Consider the following 19,781-nt stretch of genomic DNA (forward strand, 5'->3'; position numbering starts at 1 on the left):
CTGGGGCGGGGGATGGCTGGTGCCAAGGGCTACTCACGCAGCCCGATGGCAAGCCTCACCATCTGCGCAGGCGGGCAGAACCCATTAAGCGCGGGACGGAGCCTGCGCACCTGCGGTCTTTGACGGCGCCCGCCCAATCGGCACGGGAACCGCAAAGTTACTGCTAAAGACAATCGATCGACGGCAGCTGGATCGCTGCCGCCGAACCACCGATCAGGTCAGGTAAGAGTGATCGACGGTAATGCCGGGACCCATGGTGCTCGAGAGCGAGACCTTCTGCAGGTACACGCCTTTCGAGGTGCTGGGCTTGAGGCGCTTGAGATCGTTGATCAGCGCTTCGAGGTTGCCCTTGATCGCTTCAGGAGCGAAGTCGACCTTACCCAGCGTCGCATGGATGATGCCGTTCTTGTCGGTACGGAAACGCACCTGACCAGCCTTGGCGTTCTTGACCGCGGTGACGACATCGGGAGTCACGGTGCCGACCTTGGGGTTCGGCATCAAGCCGCGCGGCCCGAGGATCTGGCCCAGCTGGCCGACCACACGCATCGCATCCGGAGAGGCGATGACGACGTCGAAGTCCAGACGGCCACCTTTGATTTCGGCAGCAAGATCGTCCATGCCGACGATCTCGGCACCGGCTTCGCGGGCCGCATCGGCATTGGCGCCCTGGGCGAACACGGCGACACGAACGTCGTTGCCGGTACCGTGAGGCATGACGGTAGCGCCACGCACCACCTGGTCGGATTTGCGCGGATCAACGCCCAGGTTCACGGAAACGTCGATGGATTCCTTGAACTTGACAGTCGAAAGCTCAGCGAGAAGCGCGGTGGCCTCATCGATGCTGTAAGTCTTGGCAGAGTCGACCTTGGCGCGAATCTGCTTCATGCGCTTGGTAAGCTTGGCCATCTCAGAGACCCTCCACGTTCAGGCCCATGCTGCGTGCACTGCCAGCGATGGTACGGACGGCAGCTTCGAGATCGGAAGCGGTCATATCCGGCTCTTTGGTACGCGCGATCTCTTCGAGCTGCGCGCGAGTCACGGTGCCTACCTTCTTCTTGTTCGGCTCGCCCGAACCAGACTGGATGCCGGCTGCTTTCTTGAGCAGCACCGCCGCCGGAGGAGTCTTGGTGATGAAGGTGAAGCTGCGATCGGAATAGACGGTGATCACGACCGGAGTCGGCAGACCCGGCTCGAGGTTCTGGGTAGCCGCATTGAAGGCTTTGCAGAACTCCATGATGTTGACGCCGTGCTGACCGAGCGCCGGACCCACGGGGGGACTGGGGTTGGCTTTACCAGCTGCGACCTGCAGCTTGATGTACGCCTGTACTTTCTTGGCCATGGATGGACTCCGTTTGGGTGATAGCGCCTTTCGGCTCCCCGGTGAAAAAGAACGTCGAACCGACGCTCCAAAACTCACGAGAGGCTTCTCTCGTGAGCTGAATCAAATCACTCTTTGACCACCTGGGAGAACTCAAGCTCCACAGGGGTGGAACGCCCGAAGATCAATACGCTGACCTGCAGACGGCTCTTTTCGTAGTTCACTTCTTCGACCACGCCGTTGAAGTCGGCGAACGGACCATCGACGACTCGAACGGTCTCGCCAGCTTCGAAAACGGTCTTGGGGCGAGGCTTCTCGCTGCCATCCTGCACACGACGAAGAATGGCGTCCGCTTCGCGCTGAGTGATCGCCGCGGGTTTCTCCGGCGTACCGCCGATGAAGCCCATCACGCGCGGCGTCTCGTTGACCAAGTGCCACGTCGTATCGTTCATTTCCATCTCGACCAATACGTAGCCGGGATAGAACTTACGCTCGCTCTTACGACGTTTGCCGTCACGCATCTCGACGACTTCTTCGACCGGCACGAGAATCTCACCAAAGAGATCCTCGACCTCATGCAGCTTGATGCGATCCTTGAGCGACCGCATCACCTGCTTCTCGAAGCCGGAGTAGGCGTGAACCACATACCAGCGCTTAGCCATGCTTTCTCCTAACCTATGATGCCCGACACAAGCCAGCCAAGCAGGGTATCGATCAGCCAGAGCACGAGCCCAACGATCAGCACTGCGACCATCACGATGGCAGTGGTCTGAATGGTTTCCTGGCGCGTCGGCCAGACCACACGTTGAATCTCTTTCTTCGCGCTGCGCCCGAGCTCGATCAGCTCGCGCCCTTTGGCCGTGGTGAAGCCAACGTAGACACCAAGGCCTGCGACCACGACAACGCCCAGAACGCGATAAAGCAGGGGCTGATCCGCGAAATAGATGTTGCCGGCCACCGCCAGGGCAACGAGAACGACCGCGATCGCCCACTTGATAGCGTCGTGGCGCGACGTCGTCTGCACCTCGGCGTTATTTTTCATGGATGAACTCCTGGTGCGGCGATAGCTGGGATTATAGGTATCAATCGGGCTTTTGACTGCCGACTGATGCCAACCTGGGGAAGGTTGGCAGGCCAGGAGGGAATCGAACCCCCAACCTGCGGTTTTGGAGACCGCTGCTCTGCCAATTGAGCTACTGGCCTAGACACGACTTTCAACCCTCGAAAGAGCGGGCGCCATCGTAGCCGAAAGACACTCGACTGACAACCCCCACCCAAAACACCCACACGAGCGCAGAAAAAGAAGAAAAGGACGACCATACCGATCATCCTTTTCAAAATTGGAGCTCATGGACGGAATTGAACCGTCGACCTCTCCCTTACCAAGGGAGTGCTCTACCCCTGAGCTACATGAGCGCTTTGCCTGGAGCGGGCGGCGGGAATCGAACCCGCACCATCAGCTTGGAAGGCTGAGGTTCTACCATTGAACTACGCCCGCTTACCCATCTGCTTCGCCAAGACTGCATAGCGAAGCCAAAATTCTGGTGGAGAGGGAAGGATTCGAACCTTCGAAGCTTTCGCGGCAGATTTACAGTCTGCTCCCTTTGGCCACTCGGGAACCTCTCCTACGTGGCGGCGAATTTTACATCATTTCCCCACCCTGTCAATCGCTTATCTCTCTTTTCATCCGCCGCCCGAACCGTGAGATTCAGCGCAACCACGAGAGACCCCAGCGAAGACGCGGCGCATTGTTGCAAAAAGACCTTGCCCGCGCAACCCCGCCGCAAAAAAACCAGCCTCTCAGTCAGGGCAGGGGCCGCAGAGTGACTTCCCCACCCGCCAGGGTACGAATCGCGTCCCCTTCGCGAACCCTGAGGTTGCCATTCGAATCGACGTCGAGCGCGGTGGCGAGATACCCCCCCTCCCCCAGCTTGACATTGACCGCGCGGCCGCTGAGCGCATGCAACTGATTCCAGCGCGACCGCCATGGTTCGAACCCCTCGTCGCCGAACCGCTCCAGCATGGCGGTCAAGTGCTCGATCAGCACGGCGGCGACGGCATTTCTCGACAGCCCCTGATTGACCTCTCCCAAGCACCCGCTTGGCAACCCCTCCGTTCCCTCGAGTTTCGGAGCGGAGAGAACGTTGAGACCGATGCCGATCACCACTTCACAGGGACCTTCCGCATCGCCCTGCAGCTCGATCAATACCCCGCCCAGCTTGGCAAGCTCACCGTCGCCTCGGCGCAGCAGCAGATCGTTGGGCCACTTCAGCTCGATATCGACACCCTGGGTCGCCAACGCCTCGGCTATCACCACCCCGACGGACAAGCTCAGCCCCTGCAAGCGGGCCGCCGGAGAACCGAAGCGCCACCCAAGGCTAAAAGTCAGACCACCGCCCAATGGAGTCTCCCAACGCCGCCCTCGACGACCACGACCGCTGGTCTGCTGCTCGGCGAAGCAGACTTCCGCATGCCCCGCCCCTTGCGAAAAACGATTGAGCAGGAAGCTATTGGTAGAATCGAGCTGCATTTCGACGAACAGGCGCGCCAGACGACGGCGCGCAGCATGAGGTAGCTTGCCGACGATTTCGCTGCCATCGAGCAGCTCGATTGGCGGCGAGACGCGATACCCTCGCCCACGCACCGCCTCGAGCGTGACACCCAGCCCCTCGAGCTTCTTCAACTGCTTCCAGATCGCCGTCCGAGAGACGCCGAGCCGCTCGCCCAGCTCCTCGCCGGAGCGGTACTCACCATCCCCAAGAAGACGGATCAGGTCGCGAAAATTCATCATGCACATCCAACGCAAGTGAAAGGCGATTCTATCTCAATTGCGTCACGCATCGATCATTTGGCGAGCCAAAACGCAGCAAGCCCTCTCATGGCAATGAGAGGACTTGCGCGACGCACACCAGGCGGGCTCAGTAATGATGCAGATTTTCCAGCCGCACCTTGCCGCGGAAGACATAGTAGCTATAAGCGGTGTAGACCAGTACCACCGGCATGATCACCAAGTAGCCAACGATCAGAAACTGCTGGCTCGAGGCGCTCGAAGAGGCCTCCCAAATAGTGATCGAGGGCGGGATGATGTAGGGAAAGAAGCTGATCACCAGGCCGACGAGCCCCAGCATGAATAGCCCGATCACCTTGGCGAAAATGAGTTTTTCGCTCCCTTTGCCCACTCCGCTGAGGATACTGACCGCAAGCACCACCACCAGCAGCGGGACTATCGAGAGATAGAAGATGTTCGGGGTGGAGAACCAGCGCTCAGCGATCGCCTGGTTGTTCAGAGGCGTCCAGATGCTGATCACCGCCATCGCCACGATAAGCACGATCGTCAACGGGCGAACCGCAGCGTAGAACTTCCGCTGCAGCGCCCCTTCGGTCTTCACCACCAGCCACGCTGCGCCGAGCAGGGCATAGCCGCACACCAGCGCAGCGCCGGTGAACAGCGAAAACGGCGTCAACCAGTCGAAGGTGTTCCCGGCGAACTGCCGATCGCTCACCTGCAGACCATGGATGATTCCCCCCAGCACCACTCCCTGGGCAAAGGTGGCGATGATCGCACCCAGGGAAAACGCCAGGTCGAACATGTGACGATAGCGGGTCGACTTGGCCCTGAACTCGAAGGCGATCCCACGGAAGATCAAAGCGAGCAGCATCAATACCAATGGCAAGTACATTGCCGGCAGGACGGTCGCATAGACCATGGGAAAAGCGCCATAGAGCCCGGCCCCAGCGAGTATCATCCAGGTCTGGTTACCATCCCAGACAGGCATTGCGGTCCCCATCATCACGTCACGGCGCGCGTCGCCTTTGACGAACGGAAAGAGAATACCGATACCGAGACTGAAACCGTCCAGGATGATGTACATCGCAACGGCGAAGCCGATCAAGCCGAACCAGACGACCGGCAACATAGGCATGTCCATGAACATAAGTGGTATCTCCCGGGCTTAGTCGTCGAGGCTTTCGATCGTGGCCGAGAACGGCCGTTTCGGCGTATTGCGCTCACCCGGGCCACCCTCTGGCATTTCACCCATCGGCTCCTTGCGGATCAGCATCAGCATGTAATAGATGCCGATCGCGAAGATCACCGCATAGACCACGAGGAAGCCGATCAGACTCGCCACCATGCTGCCGAAGGAAAGGGAGGAGTGCGCATCGAGCGTGCGCAGCAGACCGTAGATCACCCAAGGCTGTCGACCGGCCTCGGTCGTCACCCAACCGGCCACGATGGCAACGAATCCCGCGGGGGAAAGCAGCATCGCCCAGCGCAGGAACAGTGGCGTGGTATAGAGCTTGCCGCGGTGACGCAGATAGTTGCCCACCACCCCCGTCAACAGCATCAGCATGCCGAGCCCCACCATCACGCGGAAGCTCCAGAACACCAGCGGCACATCCGGCCATTCATCGCGCGGAAAGTCCTTGAGCGCCTGCACCTCACCACTCCAGGAGTGGGTGAGATAGAGGCTGGCCACCCTCGGAATCTCGAGAGCGAAATCATTGCGCTCGGCATCCATGTTGGGCAACCCGAACAGCACCAGCGGTACACCCGCACCAGGCTCGTTCTCCCAGTGCCCCTCCATCGCAGCCAGCTTGACCGGCTGGTGCTCCATGGTATTGAGCCCGTGCATATCACCGGCGACGATCTGGATCGGCACGGCGATGATCGCCATCCACATCGCCATCGAGAGCATCTTGCGCGCGGCGGCATCCTTGCTGTTGCGCAGCAAGTGATAGCCGGCGACACCCGCCACCAGGAAGCTCACCGAAATGAATGCGGCCAGCACCATGTGGACGAAGCGATAGGGGAAGGAGGGGTTGAAGATGATTTCGAGCCAGTTGCCCGGCACGAAGCGCCCGTTGACGACTTCATAGCCAGCAGGCGTCTGCATCCAGCTGTTGGAGACCAGGATCCAGGTCGCCGAGATCAACGTACCGATCGCCACCATGCATGTGGCGAGGAAGTGCACTGGCTTGCTGACTCGCTTCTCACCGAACAGCATCACACCCAGGAATCCGGCCTCAAGGAAGAAAGCCGTGAGCACTTCATAGGTCAACAGCACCCCGGTGATGTCTCCCCCTCTTTCGGCGAACACACTCCAGTTGGTACCGAATTGATAGGCCATCACTACCCCGGAAACCACCCCAAGACCGAACGCGACCGCGAAGATCCTGATCCAGAATCGGTAGAGCCCGTGATAAACCTCGTTTCCAGTCTTCAGCCACAGCGCTTCGAGCGCCATCAGATAGCTGGCCAAGCCTATCGACAGCGCGGGAAAGATGATGTGAAAAGAGACGGTGAAGGCGAACTGGAATCTTGCCAGATCGACAGCGTCGAGCCCCAACATACGGTTGTCTCCTCAGCACGCACGGCACGCACTGTTGCTTCCTATTGTGAGGCGGCCATTCTAGTCACTTAGGGCCGAAGCCATGTCCCGTTGCGTCAATATGACGCAGACTCCGCGAAGTCCGGCGACACGACCCTCAGCATAGGCGCTGGCTGAAAGCGCGCACGCGGAAACGACGAACGACCAAGGGAGTACCGGGGCGTTGCTCTCGAAAGCCGCGCATCCATCGAGCCACGCTCCACTCGGAGCGAGCGGGTTTCGCGAGGTATTCCAAGCAGAAGAGGAAGAGAGAAGATCGGACAGAAACCCTTCGCAGCCGTCGTGAATAGACGACGGCGAGGGGTTTAGTCTGCGAAGGTCAACAGCGCAGGCGAGACCGCCACCTGGAAGTCCACCGACATCATGACGCTCAGCGAAGTGATGATCAGGATGGAGAAGACGAACAGCCTGCGGGCCCAAGCGCTGTCATCCGACGTAACGTAGCCACGCAGCGCCATGTATAGCCAGTAGGCGCTCATGCCAACCGCGACGACGAAATAGCCGTATCCCGCATAACCACTCACCGTAAGCATCAAGGTGGCGATGGCGAAGGCGAGGATGTAGCCGACGATGTGCGCCTTGGCCACACCGATCCCGCGCTCCACCGGCAGCACGGGGATCGACGCAGCACGATAGTCGTTGAAGCGGAAGATCGCGATGGCGTACGAATGCGGCATCTGCCAAAGACTGAAGATCAACAGCAGGATCAAAGCACCGACGTCGAAACGCCCGCTCACCGCACAATAACCGATCACCGGCGGCGCCGCGCCGGACAAGCTGCCCACCAGGGTGCCATAGACGGAATTGCGCTTCAGATAGAGGGAGTAGACGACGACATAGATGAAGAACCCAAGACCCGCAAACAGCGCCGCGAGCGGGTTGGCCGCGATGTAGAGCGTGGCGAATCCCAGCACGCCCAGGACGCAGGCGTAGAGAATCGTTACGGGTCCGGAAATCAGCCCTTGGACGAGGACGCGCTGCCGCGTCCTCTCCATCATCTTGTCGATGTCTCGATCTATGAAGTTGTTGAACACGCACCCCGAGGCAATCACTAGGGAAACCCCGACCATGGTGGCGAGCAGCAAAAGCAAATCTATGCTGCCACGGGAGGCGAGGAAGAATCCTCCCGCCACCGAGATCAGATTGCCAAAGATGATGCCCGGCTTGGTGACGAGCAAGTATTTCTTGAACATCTAGTCGGTTTCAGCCCGCGATCATCACGTTGTGATTGAGGTGGTGCATGATCCACAACGAACCAACGACCAGGATGCCCACGATCAATATCGTGAACCACAGGGTGATCAAGTTCCACCCACCCTCGGATTTGCTGTTCATATGCAGGAAGTAGATCACCTGGATCACGATCTGCACCACGGCAAGCACCATGATCACCGCCAGGAGCACGCCCCTGGAGAGCCCGCCAGCCATCACCAGCGCGAACGGGATGACCGTCAGGATGACCGAAAGTACCAACCCGACGATGTAGGAACGCAGCGTGCCATGATCGGCGCCAGTGTGAACGTCGTGATGCTGCTGTCCACTCATTACAGAACCCCCGTCAGATACACGATGGTGAAAACGCAAATCCAGATGATATGCAGGAAGTGCCAGAACAGGCTCAAGCAAGAAAGCCGGGTGACATTGGTCGCGACCAGGCCTTTCTTACCGATCTGAATCAGCAGCACCAAGCCCCAGATCACACCGGAGGTCACGTGCAGCCCGTGGGTTCCTACCAAGGTGAAGTAGGCCGAAAGGAAGGCACTGGTCTGCCAGGTCGCACCGATCCCAACCAGGTGATGGAACTCGTATATCTCGAGGGCGACGAACAAGGCACCGAGAATTACCGTCAACAGCAACCACTGCTGCGTCTTGGCCTTGTCTCCACGATGCATTGCGAGCGTCGCCAGACCAATGGTGAAACTACTCGCCAGCAGCACGAAGGTCTCGATCAACACGAACGAGAGATCGAATAACTCTTGTCCGGTAGGACCCCCGGCGTAGCTGGTGCCGAGCACAGCGAATACAGCGAACAGCGTGGCGAAAAGCACGCAGTCGCTCATGATATAGACCCAGAAGCCGAACACGGTGGTTGCGCCGGCGTCGTGGTGCTCATGCCCTTCGGCATGAGCATCGTGATGCTTGAGGGTTTCGCTCGTCATGGATCAGGCCTGCTTCTCAAGGTTCTTGAAATGCTGGTTTTCGGTCTGTTCGACCTCTTCCGCGGGCACGTAGTAGTCGATGTCGTAGTTGAAGGTACGAGCGATGAAGGTAATCACCATGCCCAGGAAGCCCACTATGACCATCCACCAGATGTGCCAGACCAGCGCGAAGCCCATGACCAGACTGAACAGCGCAATGATGACACCGGCTCCGGTATAACGGGGCATGTGGATCGGCTGGTACTTCTCCGGACGCTTGTAGGCCGTGCCTTTTTCCTTCATGTCCCAGAAGGCGTCACGCTCGTGAACCACTGGAGTCTCGGCGAAGTTGTAGAACGGCGCCGGCGAGGAAATCGACCACTCCAGAGTACGACCGCCCCACGGATCGCCCGTCAGATCGAGATTCTTCTTACGATCCTTGATGCTGACGAACAGCTGGGCGAACTGGCAGAGGATACCGCAGAGAATGATCAGGGCCCCAATGGCGGCGATGACCAGCGGGATATGCCAATCAGGGTTGTCGTAGGTGCTGACACGACGGGTCATCCCCATGAAGCCGAGTGCATAGAGCGGCATGAAGGCGACGAAGAAACCAATGCACCAGCACCAGAAGGCGGCCTTGCCAAGCTTCTCGTTCAGTTTGAAACCAAACACTTTCGGGAACCAGTAGCTAAAGCCTGCCAGGTAGCCGAACACCACACCACCGATGATCACGTTATGGAAGTGCGCGATCAGGAACAAGCTGTTGTGCAACACGTAGTCGGCACCCGGAATCGCCAGCATGACACCTGTCATCCCACCGATGGTGAAGGTGACCAGGAAGCCAAGCGTCCAGAGCATCGGCACCGAAAACTCGATGCGACCCTGATACATGGTGAACAGCCAGTTGAATATCTTCACCCCGGTCGGGATCGCGATGATCATCGTCGCGATGCCAAAGAAGGCGTTGACGTTGGCGCCCGCCCCCATGGTGAAGAAGTGGTGCAACCAGACGATGAACGAAAGGACGGTGATCGCAATGGTCGCGTAGACCAGCGAGGTATAGCCGAACAGGCGCTTCTTACAGAAGGTGGCGGTGACTTCAGCGAAGATACCGAAGGCCGGCAGCACCAGAATGTAGACCTCGGGATGGCCCCACGCCCAGATGAGGTTGACGTACATCATCTGGTTGCCACCAAGCTCGTTGGTGAAGAAGTTCATCCCCATGTAGCGATCGAGCGTCAGCAGCGCCACGGTCACGGTCAGGATCGGGAACGAGGCGATGATCAAGACGTTGGTGCACAGAGCGGTCCAGGTGAACACCGGCATCTTCATCAGGCTCATGCCCGGGGCACGCATCTTGAGGATGGTGACGAAGAAGTTCACGCCGGTGAGCAACGTACCGATACCGGATATCTGCAAAGCCCATATCCAATAGTCGACCCCGACCCCCGGACTGTACTCTATCCCCGATAATGGTGGATAAGCGAGCCAACCAGTCTGCGCGAACTCACCCACCGCCAGCGAGACGTTGATCAGCACCACCGACATCGCGGTGAACCAGAAGCTCACGGAGTTGAGGAACGGAAACGCCACGTCCCTCGCACCGATTTGCAACGGCACGACGATGTTCATCAGACCGATCATGAACGGCATCGCCATGAAGAAGATCATGATCACGCCGTGGGCAGTGAAGATCTGATCATAGTGGTGCGGAGGGAGATAACCCTCGCTACCGCCAGAAGCGATCGCCTGCTGCGTACGCATCATGATCGCATCGGCGAAACCGCGGATGAGCATGACGAAGGCGACCAGGATGTACATCACCCCGATCTTCTTGTGGTCGACAGTGGTCAGCCACTCGTGCCACAGGTAGCCCCACTTGCGGAAGTAGGTCAGCCCCGCGACGACAGCCAGGCCGCCGAGGATGATACAGCTGACCGTGGCCATGATGATGGGATCATGATACGGAATAGCGTCGAGACTTAATTTTCCGAACATTTTTACTCTCCGGCACCTGCTTGCATGCTCACGTTCCTACCATGAAACCGGTCGACGACCCCTTGGAAGAAGTTAGGCTGGACCATCGAGAAGTACTCGACCGGGTGCCGTTCACTGGGTTCGGCTAGGTTCTGATAGCTATTCGAGTCGAGGGCTTCGTTGGATTGACGCACCTGCTCGACCCAGCCGTCGAAATCCTGCTGGGACATCGCCAATGCGTCGAAGCGCATTCCCGAGAAGCCGTGGCCGCTGTAGTTGGCGGACATTCCGCTGTAGGTGCCTGCCTCATTGGCCTCGAGATGCAAACGATTGACCATGCCAGCCATCGCGTAGATCTGGCTGCCGAGCTGAGGGATGAAGAAGGAGTTCATCACCGAGCCGGAGGTCACCCGGAATTCGACCGGGACATCCAGTGGCATCGCCATCTGGTTGACGGTAGCGATACCCTGCTCGGGATAGATGAACAACCATTTCCAGTCGAGCGCCACGACTTCCACCACCATGGGCGGAATGTCAGGGTTGGTCGGTTTCATCGGATCGAGATTATGGGTGCTGCGATAGGTGATCACGGCCAGCGCCAGGATGATCAGGCAAGGCACCGCCCATACGACGAATTCGACCTTGTTGGAGTGCGACCAGTTGGGTGAATATTTCGCTTGCTTGTTGGAGGCCCGGAACTTCCAGGCGAAGAGGAAGGTCATCACGATGACAGGAATCACTACGATCAGCATCAGCAAGAACGCAGTAATGATTAGTTGACGCTGTTCGAGCCCGACCTGCCCTTTGGGATCCATCAGCACCATGTCGCAGCCGCCGAGCAGGAAAACTGCACACACGGCCAGTACCTTGCAGATGCTTTGCCAGTAGTTTCTCGTCATCTTCCGCTCTCTTGATGCCCCTGCTTGCCAGAAAGATACATGCGCTCGACTGCATCCTGGGTAACGACCGACGCCTGTGGCGTCAGCACCCATCCTGCAGTGGAACCGCCAGACTCTTGCACCGATCTCTGCGGATCGAGGTGCGTATCCCACGCACGGTCATCGCCCGATACCTGGCTTTTCCCCTCTGCGAGTGTGGAAAAGCGAACTCCGGGTGTGGCTGTATGCGACAACGGCGTCGCGTGTCGCCAGAGAACCGCGTTCGAGGGGTTTTCCAAGCAACGGTCGTGACCTCGTAGCCGGGGGTCGACCGTGACGCGGTATTCTTAGTTTTTTTTGTGGATATCTCAACCCATGCAGTCGGGCCAAAACATCAACCTTGGTCCAATTGACGAAAACAACAGCATGATTCTAAAGGTTATTTCAACAAAACCAAAGTGTTAGCATGCTAACTCAAGCCATGCAAATAAATAGCTATCACAAAGCATATAAAATTAGTAACAATCTATCGTCGCGATGCCGCGCCCACTTCGTTCCTTCCCCTTCACCGAGCCGGTAGAATCGTTCGCCACCTCGACTCCTCCTCATCCACTGTCGGCACGCTATGAAACGTTCCCCCCTGCTCGGGTCAGAGCTCCGCGCAATCTCAGGGCTCTCGACGCTGTATGCGATCAGGATGCTTGGCTTGTTCATGATCCTGCCAGTGCTGACGCTCTACAGCGAGCACCTGGCCCACGCGACCCCAGTGCTGATCGGCTTGGCACTGGGCGCCTATGGCCTGACTCAGGCTCTGCTGCAGGTGCCGTTCGGCATGCTGTCCGACCGCATCGGACGCAAGTCGGTCATCGCCTTTGGCCTATTGCTGCTGCTGATCGGCAGCGTCATCGCGGCGAACGCCACATCGATCTATGGCGTGATCCTCGGCCGCTGCCTTCAAGGCAGCGGTGCCGTGTCGGGGGTGATCATGGCATTGCTCGCCGACCGAACCCGTGAAGAGGTACGCACCAGCGCGATGGCAGTGATCGGGATGAGCATAGGCGTCTCGATCGGCACCTCCATGGTCATTGGCCCGGTGCTCGCTCATCGCTTTGGACTGGCGGGGGTGTTCTGGAGCACCGCCCTGATGGCGGCCCTGGGCATGCTGGTGCTGTGGCGTCTGATACCGAAGGCCCCAGAGCGATCGCACAAGGATGTCGGCATGGATATGCACCAGCTGCGTAACATTCTGGCTCGTACTGATCTTCTGCGCCTCGACCTGTCCATCTTCGCGCTCCATGCCATCCTCACCGCGCTGTTCGTCGTATTGCCACTCAAGCTGATCGCCCTCGGTATCGCCAGCGAATCCCATGGCTGGGTCTACCTGCCGATCATGGCGAGCGCTTTCGTGGCGATGACGCCACTGATCATCATCGCCGAGAAGCGACGCAAGATGAGGCCGATATTCATCGGAACCGTCGTGCTGCTGGTCCCGGTTCTCTCGGGCATGTTCGCCTTGCCCGACCATAGCCGGGGGCTGATCGCTCTGCTTTGGCTATTCTTCGTCGCGTTCAATCTGCTTGAAGCGACCCTGCCCTCGATGGTCAGCAAGCTGGCACCCGCCGGAGGCAAGGGCACGGCGCTCAGCCTCTATTCCACCAGTCAGTTTCTCGGCACCACGGTGGGTGGAAGCGTCGGGGGCCTGATTGCGGGCGCCTTCGGCACTGATGCCATCTTCTTGTTCGCGGCCCTCGTTGCCCTAGGGTGGCTCGGCTGCATCTGGAGGATGCCTTCTCCTCGCTACCTTTCCAGCGAGATAGTGCCCCTCGGCCAGCAGCGCGGCGATACCCAGCAGCTGCTCGAGCGCCTGCTCGCCATCAGGGGGGTAGCGGATGCAATGATCGTCAAGGAAGAGGGCGTCGCCTATCTCAAGATTGACCGGGACCACTTCGACGCGGAGTCACTCGAAGCAGCGCTCCGTCCGACCGCTGCCTGAAACAGCGCCGCTATGCGACTTCTCGCGTGATTCGACACCATACAAAGCCATGACCGCGGCCCTTCGCACCCCACCTCTGCGCGCCTGATCGGAGATAGGATCGGCGCGCCCCGCGTTACCACTGCCGCGAGCTCATCGTCGAGGCCGCCATACTTCTTCGGGTACTTCGTCAGGTGAGAGGAGCGCATCCATGCCCTACTTGCGCCACCGGCCGGTGATCGGAACATCTGCCTCAGCCTCCCTCTGGATCGTGATGATCCACCGGCATGGTCGATGCTCGCCGGGAGCTTATCCACAGCGCCTGCCGCGAACCGGCTGTGGGTAAACCATCCACCGGGCGTGCGCTCCGCTGCCGTTCTCTCTGCTCTCGGCACCCCTTTTGGGGCGCCCCTCGCCGGGCACCCCTCGCCGGGCACCCCAAAAGGGAAAACCCCCGCACCATCGGTGCGGGGGTTCTCGGGATGAATGCTTGACGATGACCTACTCTCACATGGGGAGACCCCACACTACCATCGGCGCTGAGCGGTTTCACTGCTGAGTTCGGCATGGGGTCAGGTGGGACCCGCTCGCTATGGTCGTCAAGCATATTCTGGCGCAAAGCCTGCCCATCAAGGCAAACTTCACTGATTCGTGGATCATGCTGGCCGAGATCGTCTCGTCGTATCCGTTGTCTTCGTCTTTCGATGACCTGACCACTTGGGGTTATATGGTCAAGCCTCACGGACCATTAGTACACGTTAGCTCAAAGCGTTGACCGCTCTTCTACACCGTGCCTATCAACCTCGTCGTCTTCGAGGGTCCTTTAGGGGGCTCGAGGCCCCAGGGAAGTCTCATCTTGAAGGGGGCTTCCCGCTTAGATGCTTTCAGCGGTTATCCCGTCCGAACATAGCTACCCGGCAATGCCACTGGCGTGACAACCGGAACACCAGAGGTTCGTCCACTCCGGTCCTCTCGTACTAGGAGCAGCGCTTCTCAAACTTCCAACGCCCACGGCAGATAGGGACCGAACTGTCTCACGACGTTCTAAACCCAGCTCGCGTACCACTTTAAATGGCGAACAGCCATACCCTTGGGACCGACTTCAGCCCCAGGATGTGATGAGCCGACATCGAGGTGCCAAACACCGCCGTCGATGTGAACTCTTGGGCGGTATCAGCCTGTTATCCCCGGAGTACCTTTTATCCGTTGAGCGATGGCCCTTCCATACAGAACCACCGGATCACTAGAACCTACTTTCGTACCTGCTCGACCTGTCCGTCTCGCAGTCAAGCACCCTTATGCTCTTGCACTCAATGCACGATTTCCAACCGTGCTGAGGGTACCTTCGTGCTCCTCCGTTACTCTTTGGGAGGAGACCGCCCCAGTCAAACTACCCACCACACACTGTCCTTCCCCCGGATCACGGGGGCAAGTTAGAACGCCAATGATGCCAGGCTGGTATTTCAAGGTTGGCTCCCCCCGAACTGGCGTCCAGGGTTCATAGCCTCCCAGCTATCCTACACAAGCAACATCAGCGTCCAGTGTGAAGCTGTAGTAAAGGTTCACGGGGTCTTTCCGTCTAGCCGCGGGTACACTGCATCTTCACAGCGATTTCAATTTCACTGAGTCTCGGGTGGAGACAGTGTGGCCATCATTACGCCATTCGTGCAGGTCGGAACTTACCCGACAAGGAATTTCGCTACCTTAGGACCGTTATAGTTACGGCCGCCGTTTACCGGGGCTTCGATCAGGAGCTTCGCCTAAGCTAACACCATCAATTAACCTTCCGGCACCGGGCAGGCGTCACACCCTATACGTCCGCTTACGCGTTAGCAGAGTGCTGTGTTTTTAATAAACAGTTGCAGCCACCTGGACTCTTCGACCGGTTCGCGCTCCGAGAGCTAGTCTCTTCACCCTACGCCGGCGCACCTTCTCCCGAAGTTACGGTGCCATTTTGCCTAGTTCCTTCACCCGAGTTCTCTCAAGCGCCTTGGTATTCTCTACCTGACCACCTGTGTCGGTTTGGGGTACGGTCACACGTTACCTGAAGCTTAGAGGCTTTTCCTGGAAGCGTGGCATCAACGGCTTCCCAGTTCCGAAAAACTGGTTCGTCTCGTATCTCGGCTTTGAACCTCCGGATTTGCCAGGAGATTCGGCCTACCTACTTTTACCCGGACAACCAACGCCGGGCCCGCCTAGCCTTCTCCGTCCCCCCATCGCAGTAACGTCTGGTACGGGAATATTGACCCGTTTCCCATCGACTACGCCTTTCGGCCTCGCCTTAGGGGCCGACTCACTCTGCTCCGATTGACGTCGAACAGAAACCCTTGGTCTTCCGGCGGGGGTGGTTTTCACACCCCTTGTCGTTACTCATGTCAGCATTCGCACTTGTGATACCTCCAGCAGACCTTACGATCCACCTTCGCAGGCGTACACAACGCTCCTCTACCGCTCAGGCCATAGACCTGAACCCGTAGCTTCGGCACCTGGTTTGAGCCCCGTTACATCTTCCGCGCAGGCCGACTCGACTAGTGAGCTATTACGCTTTCTTTAAAGGATGGCTGCTTCTAAGCCAACCTCCTAGCTGTCTAAGCCTTCCCACATCGTTTCCCACTTAACCAGAATTTTGGGGCCTTAGCTGACGGTCTGGGTTGTTTCCCTTTTCACGACGGACGTTAGCACCCGCCGTGTGTCTCCCACGCTGCACTCATCGGTATTCGGAGTTTGCCTCGGGTTGGTAACCCGGGATGGGCCCCTAGCCGAAACAGTGCTCTACCCCCGATGGTGATACGTGAGGCGCTACCTAAATAGCTTTCGAGGAGAACCAGCTATCTCCGAGCTTGATTAGCCTTTCACTCCGATCCACAGGTCATCCGAATCTTTTTCAACAGATCCCGGTTCGGTCCTCCAGTTGATGTTACTCAACCTTCAACCTGCCCATGGATAGATCGCCCGGTTTCGGGTCTATTCCCAGCAACTATGTCGCCCATTTAAGACTCGGTTTCCCTACGCCTCCCCTATACGGTTAAGCTCGCTACTGAGAATAAGTCGCTGACCCATTATACAAAAGGTACGCAGTCACAGGACTTGCCTGCTCCCACTGCTTGTACGCACACGGTTTCAGGATCTATTTCACTCCCCTCGCCGGGGTTCTTTTCGCCTTTCCCTCACGGTACTGGTTCACTATCGGTCAGCCAGGAGTATTTAGCCTTGGAGGATGGTCCCCCCATGTTCAGACAGGGTTTCACGTGCCCCGTCCTACTCGTTTTCACACCCTATGCCCTTTCATGTACGGGGCTATCACCCGCTACGGCCCGACTTTCCAGACGGTTCCACTAGAACATAAGCTGCTTAAGGGCTTCTCCCCGGTCGCTCGCCGCTACTGGGGGAATCTCAATTGATGTCTTTTCCTCGGGGTACTTAGATGTTTCAGTTCTCCCGGTTCGCCTCCGTACGTTATGTATTGGCGTACGGATACCGACCTTCTGGCCGGTGGGTTTCCCCATTCAGAAATCGCTGGATCAAAGGTCATTTGCCACCTCCCCAACGCTTATCGCAGGCTATCACGTCTTTCATCGCCTCTGGCTGCCAAGGCATCCACCGTGTGCGCTTAATCGCTTGACCATATAACCCGAAGGGGTCTGGTCACCGATCAACGAAAACAATTTCGCCGGATACGCTTGAGACGTATCTCTCTGCCCGCCTTGCGGCCGGCAGGCCAGCGTTCACGACACGAGGTCTCCACCCCGGTGTTCGCGCTGGACTTGGTCAGCATGATCCACATTGTTAAAGAGCGTACTGTCGCGAAGACAGTCGGAAACCCACGTCTTCCTCTTGATCCGGAGGACATTGGTTTGCGACTGGCATCGGTATTTTCTTCGTTGGCCTGGACAGCGACCTCGATTCAAACGAATCGATGGTGGAGCCTAGCGGGATCGAACCGCTGACCTCCTGCGTGCAAAGCAGGCGCTCTCCCAGCTGAGCTAAGGCCCCGTTGTCGTCACCGCTCTCACAGATCCAACCAGGAGAATGGTGGGTCTGGGCAGATTCGAACTGCCGACCTCACCCTTATCAGGGGTGCGCTCTAACCAACTGAGCTACAGACCCAGCTTCGGGCACTCAGAGCTTACCTTCGGCATACTTCGAACTGCCGACCTCACCCTGCTTTCCACAAGGTCAGGGGATGCGCTCCAACCAACCGAGCTACAGACCCAAGCCGGGGCCGTAGACCCTTAGTACTTCGCTCTTGCTTTCGATCAGGCAATTTGGTGTGGGTACTCGGCTCAACCACGGCGCTGTCGTTTAAGGAGGTGATCCAGCCGCAGGTTCCCCTACGGCTACCTTGTTACGACTTCACCCCAGTCATGAACCACACCGTGGTGACCGTTCTCCCGAAGGTTAAACTAGCCACTTCTGGTGCAATCCACTCCCATGGTGTGACGGGCGGTGTGTACAAGGCCCGGGAACGTATTCACCGCGACATTCTGATTCGCGATTACTAGCGATTCCGACTTCATGGAGTCGAGTTGCAGACTCCAATCCGGACTGAGGCGAGCTTTCTGGGATTGGCTTCACGTCGCCGCTTCGCAACCCTCTGTACTCGCCATTGTAGCACGTGTGTAGCCCTACCGTAAGGGCCATGATGACTTGACGTCGTCCCCACCTTCCTCCGGTTTGTCACCGGCAGTCTCCTTAGAGTTCCCGACCGAATCGCTGGCAAATAAGGATAGGGGTTGCGCTCGTTACGGGACTTAACCCAACATTTCACAACACGAGCTGACGACAGCCATGCAGCACCTGTCTCAGAGTTCCCGAAGGCACCCATCCATCTCTGGATAGTCCTCTGGATGTCAAGGGTAGGTAAGGTTCTTCGCGTTGCATCGAATTAAACCACATGCTCCACCGCTTGTGCGGGCCCCCGTCAATTCATTTGAGTTTTAGCCTTGCGGCCGTACTCCCCAGGCGGTCAACTTAGTGCGTTAGCTGCGCCACTAAATCCTCAAGGGATCCAACGGCTAGTTGACATCGTTTACGGCGTGGACTACCAGGGTATCTAATCCTGTTTGCTACCCACGCTTTCGCGCCTCAGCGTCAGTGTCAGTCCAGAAGGCCGCCTTCGCCACTGGTATTCCTCCCGATCTCTACGCATTTCACCGCTACACCGGGAATTCTACCTTCCTCTCCTGCACTCAAGTCCGCCAGTTCCAAATGCTGTTCCCAGGTTGAGCCCGGGGCTTTCACATCTGGCTTAACAGACCGCCTACGCGCCCTTTACGCCCAGTAATTCCGATTAACGCTCGCACCCTCCGTATTACCGCGGCTGCTGGCACGGAGTTAGCCGGTGCTTCTTCTGCGAGTAACGTCCCCCCTCCAGGGTATTAACCCAAAGGCGTTCCTCCTCGCTGAAAGTGCTTTACAACCCGAAGGCCTTCTTCACACACGCGGCATGGCTGGATCAGGGTTGCCCCCATTGTCCAATATTCCCCACTGCTGCCTCCCGTAGGAGTCTGGGCCGTGTCTCAGTCCCAGTGTGGCTGATCATCCTCTCAGACCAGCTACGGATCGTTGCCTTGGTAGGCCTTTACCCTACCAACTAGCTAATCCGACATGGGCTCATCCGATAGCGGAAGGTCCGAAGATCCCCTCCTTTCTCCCGTAGGACGTATGCGGTATTAGCGTGCGTTTCCACACGTTATCCCCCTCTACCGGGCAGATTCCCATGCATTACTCACCCGTCCGCCGCTCGCCACCAGGGAGCAAGCTCCCTGTGCTGCCGCTCGACTTGCATGTGTTAGGCCTGCCGCCAGCGTTCAATCTGAGCCATGATCAAACTCTTCAGTTTAAATCTTGCTGCCCCCCACCTTCGAAAAGACGGACGGCTTAGCCTGGCTCGACAGAGCTGTTACATCGACAAACGATGGATCGCTTGCCTTTGTGGTCGCTGCCTCGATGCCTGACTGGATACATCAGTGACGTTGCCGTCTCATCGAGCCGAGCGCCCACACAAATTGCCTGATCGACTTGTTAAAGAGCGTCTCGTCGCGGGCTGAACCTTGCTTCGAAGAAGCGTGCCCTGCGTCGAGTGGATGAGCATTCTACTCAGAA

At 58.1% G+C, this 19,781-nt stretch carries 13 protein-coding genes, 6 tRNA genes and 3 rRNA genes; 1 reads left to right on the plus strand and 21 read right to left on the minus strand.

Features of this window, described 5'->3' with window-relative positions; translation table 11 throughout:
• Positions 1–213: 213 nt before the first annotated feature.
• From rplA to cyoA, 16 genes are all read right to left on the minus strand, one after another.
• Complete coding sequence (rplA, locus tag A5892_RS19560; RefSeq protein ID WP_064124198.1) at positions 214–906, minus strand: 50S ribosomal protein L1; 693 nt, start codon at positions 904–906, stop codon at positions 214–216.
• A 1-nt stretch (position 907) separates the two neighbouring features.
• Positions 908–1,339, minus strand: a complete 432-nt coding sequence (gene rplK, locus A5892_RS19565; RefSeq protein ID WP_027349285.1) for a 50S ribosomal protein L11 — start codon at positions 1,337–1,339, stop codon at positions 908–910.
• Positions 1,340–1,446: 107 nt separating this feature from the next.
• Positions 1,447–1,980, minus strand: coding sequence for a transcription termination/antitermination protein NusG (gene nusG, locus A5892_RS19570; protein ID WP_064124199.1), 534 nt, complete (start codon positions 1,978–1,980; stop codon positions 1,447–1,449).
• Positions 1,981–1,988: 8 nt separating this feature from the next.
• Positions 1,989–2,360, minus strand: coding sequence for a preprotein translocase subunit SecE (secE, locus tag A5892_RS19575; RefSeq protein WP_064124200.1), 372 nt, complete (start codon positions 2,358–2,360; stop codon positions 1,989–1,991).
• Positions 2,361–2,445: 85 nt separating this feature from the next.
• Positions 2,446–2,521: transfer RNA gene (locus A5892_RS19580), tRNA-Trp, on the minus strand.
• Between the two features lie 138 nt (positions 2,522–2,659).
• A tRNA-Thr gene (locus tag A5892_RS19585) sits at positions 2,660–2,734 on the minus strand.
• An 8-nt stretch (positions 2,735–2,742) separates the two neighbouring features.
• A tRNA-Gly gene (locus A5892_RS19590) sits at positions 2,743–2,816 on the minus strand.
• Positions 2,817–2,860: 44 nt separating this feature from the next.
• Positions 2,861–2,944, minus strand: a tRNA-Tyr gene (locus A5892_RS19595).
• A 178-nt stretch (positions 2,945–3,122) separates the two neighbouring features.
• Positions 3,123–4,106 (minus strand): biotin--[acetyl-CoA-carboxylase] ligase, encoded by a 984-nt coding sequence (locus tag A5892_RS19600; RefSeq protein WP_064124201.1) that lies wholly within the window; start codon positions 4,104–4,106, stop codon positions 3,123–3,125.
• A gap of 130 nt (positions 4,107–4,236) precedes the next feature.
• Positions 4,237–5,235 (minus strand): cytochrome d ubiquinol oxidase subunit II, encoded by a 999-nt coding sequence (cydB, locus tag A5892_RS19605; RefSeq protein ID WP_263281392.1) that lies wholly within the window; start codon positions 5,233–5,235, stop codon positions 4,237–4,239.
• Between the two features lie 36 nt (positions 5,236–5,271).
• On the minus strand, positions 5,272–6,669 hold the full coding sequence (locus A5892_RS19610) for a cytochrome ubiquinol oxidase subunit I (protein WP_064124203.1): 1,398 nt from the start codon (positions 6,667–6,669) through the stop codon (positions 5,272–5,274).
• Positions 6,670–7,013: 344 nt separating this feature from the next.
• A complete protein-coding gene (gene cyoE, locus A5892_RS19615; protein ID WP_064124204.1) occupies positions 7,014–7,901 on the minus strand; it encodes a heme o synthase in 888 nt (295 codons plus the stop codon).
• Positions 7,902–7,911: 10 nt separating this feature from the next.
• The gene (cyoD, locus tag A5892_RS19620; protein WP_064124205.1) at positions 7,912–8,253 is read right to left on the minus strand and encodes a cytochrome o ubiquinol oxidase subunit IV; all 342 of its coding nucleotides are present in this window, start codon (positions 8,251–8,253) and stop codon (positions 7,912–7,914) included.
• Entirely contained in the window at positions 8,253–8,867 is a 615-nt protein-coding gene (gene cyoC, locus A5892_RS19625; protein WP_027349277.1) for a cytochrome o ubiquinol oxidase subunit III, read from the minus strand. The genes cyoD and cyoC overlap by 1 nt, the downstream gene beginning before the upstream one ends.
• A gap of 3 nt (positions 8,868–8,870) precedes the next feature.
• The gene (gene cyoB / locus A5892_RS19630) at positions 8,871–10,847 is read right to left on the minus strand and encodes a cytochrome o ubiquinol oxidase subunit I (RefSeq protein ID WP_064124206.1); all 1,977 of its coding nucleotides are present in this window, start codon (positions 10,845–10,847) and stop codon (positions 8,871–8,873) included.
• 2 nt (positions 10,848–10,849) lie between these two features.
• On the minus strand, positions 10,850–11,818 hold the full coding sequence (cyoA, locus tag A5892_RS19635; RefSeq protein WP_317627706.1) for a ubiquinol oxidase subunit II: 969 nt from the start codon (positions 11,816–11,818) through the stop codon (positions 10,850–10,852).
• Positions 11,819–12,329: 511 nt separating this feature from the next.
• On the opposite strand from cyoA, the gene A5892_RS19640 reads away from it, so the two are divergent.
• Entirely contained in the window at positions 12,330–13,697 is a 1,368-nt protein-coding gene (locus A5892_RS19640) for an MFS transporter (RefSeq protein WP_064124208.1), read from the plus strand.
• A 467-nt stretch (positions 13,698–14,164) separates the two neighbouring features.
• On the opposite strand, the gene rrf is transcribed toward A5892_RS19640, so the two are convergent.
• The 5 genes from rrf to A5892_RS19665 form a co-directional block, all read right to left on the minus strand.
• Positions 14,165–14,280, minus strand: a 5S ribosomal RNA gene (gene rrf / locus A5892_RS19645).
• 123 nt (positions 14,281–14,403) lie between these two features.
• Positions 14,404–17,300: ribosomal RNA gene (locus tag A5892_RS19650) — 23S ribosomal RNA — on the minus strand.
• A gap of 293 nt (positions 17,301–17,593) precedes the next feature.
• Positions 17,594–17,669: transfer RNA gene (locus A5892_RS19655), tRNA-Ala, on the minus strand.
• 37 nt (positions 17,670–17,706) lie between these two features.
• A tRNA-Ile gene (locus A5892_RS19660) sits at positions 17,707–17,783 on the minus strand.
• A gap of 196 nt (positions 17,784–17,979) precedes the next feature.
• Positions 17,980–19,518 (minus strand): 16S ribosomal RNA (locus tag A5892_RS19665).
• Together the 16S, 23S and 5S rRNA genes with 2 tRNA genes alongside form the textbook arrangement of a ribosomal RNA operon.
• Between the last annotated feature and the right edge of the window lie 263 nt (positions 19,519–19,781).

This window comes from Halotalea alkalilenta, from assembly GCF_001648175.1.
Lineage (GTDB): Bacteria > Pseudomonadota > Gammaproteobacteria > Pseudomonadales > Halomonadaceae > Halotalea > Halotalea alkalilenta_A.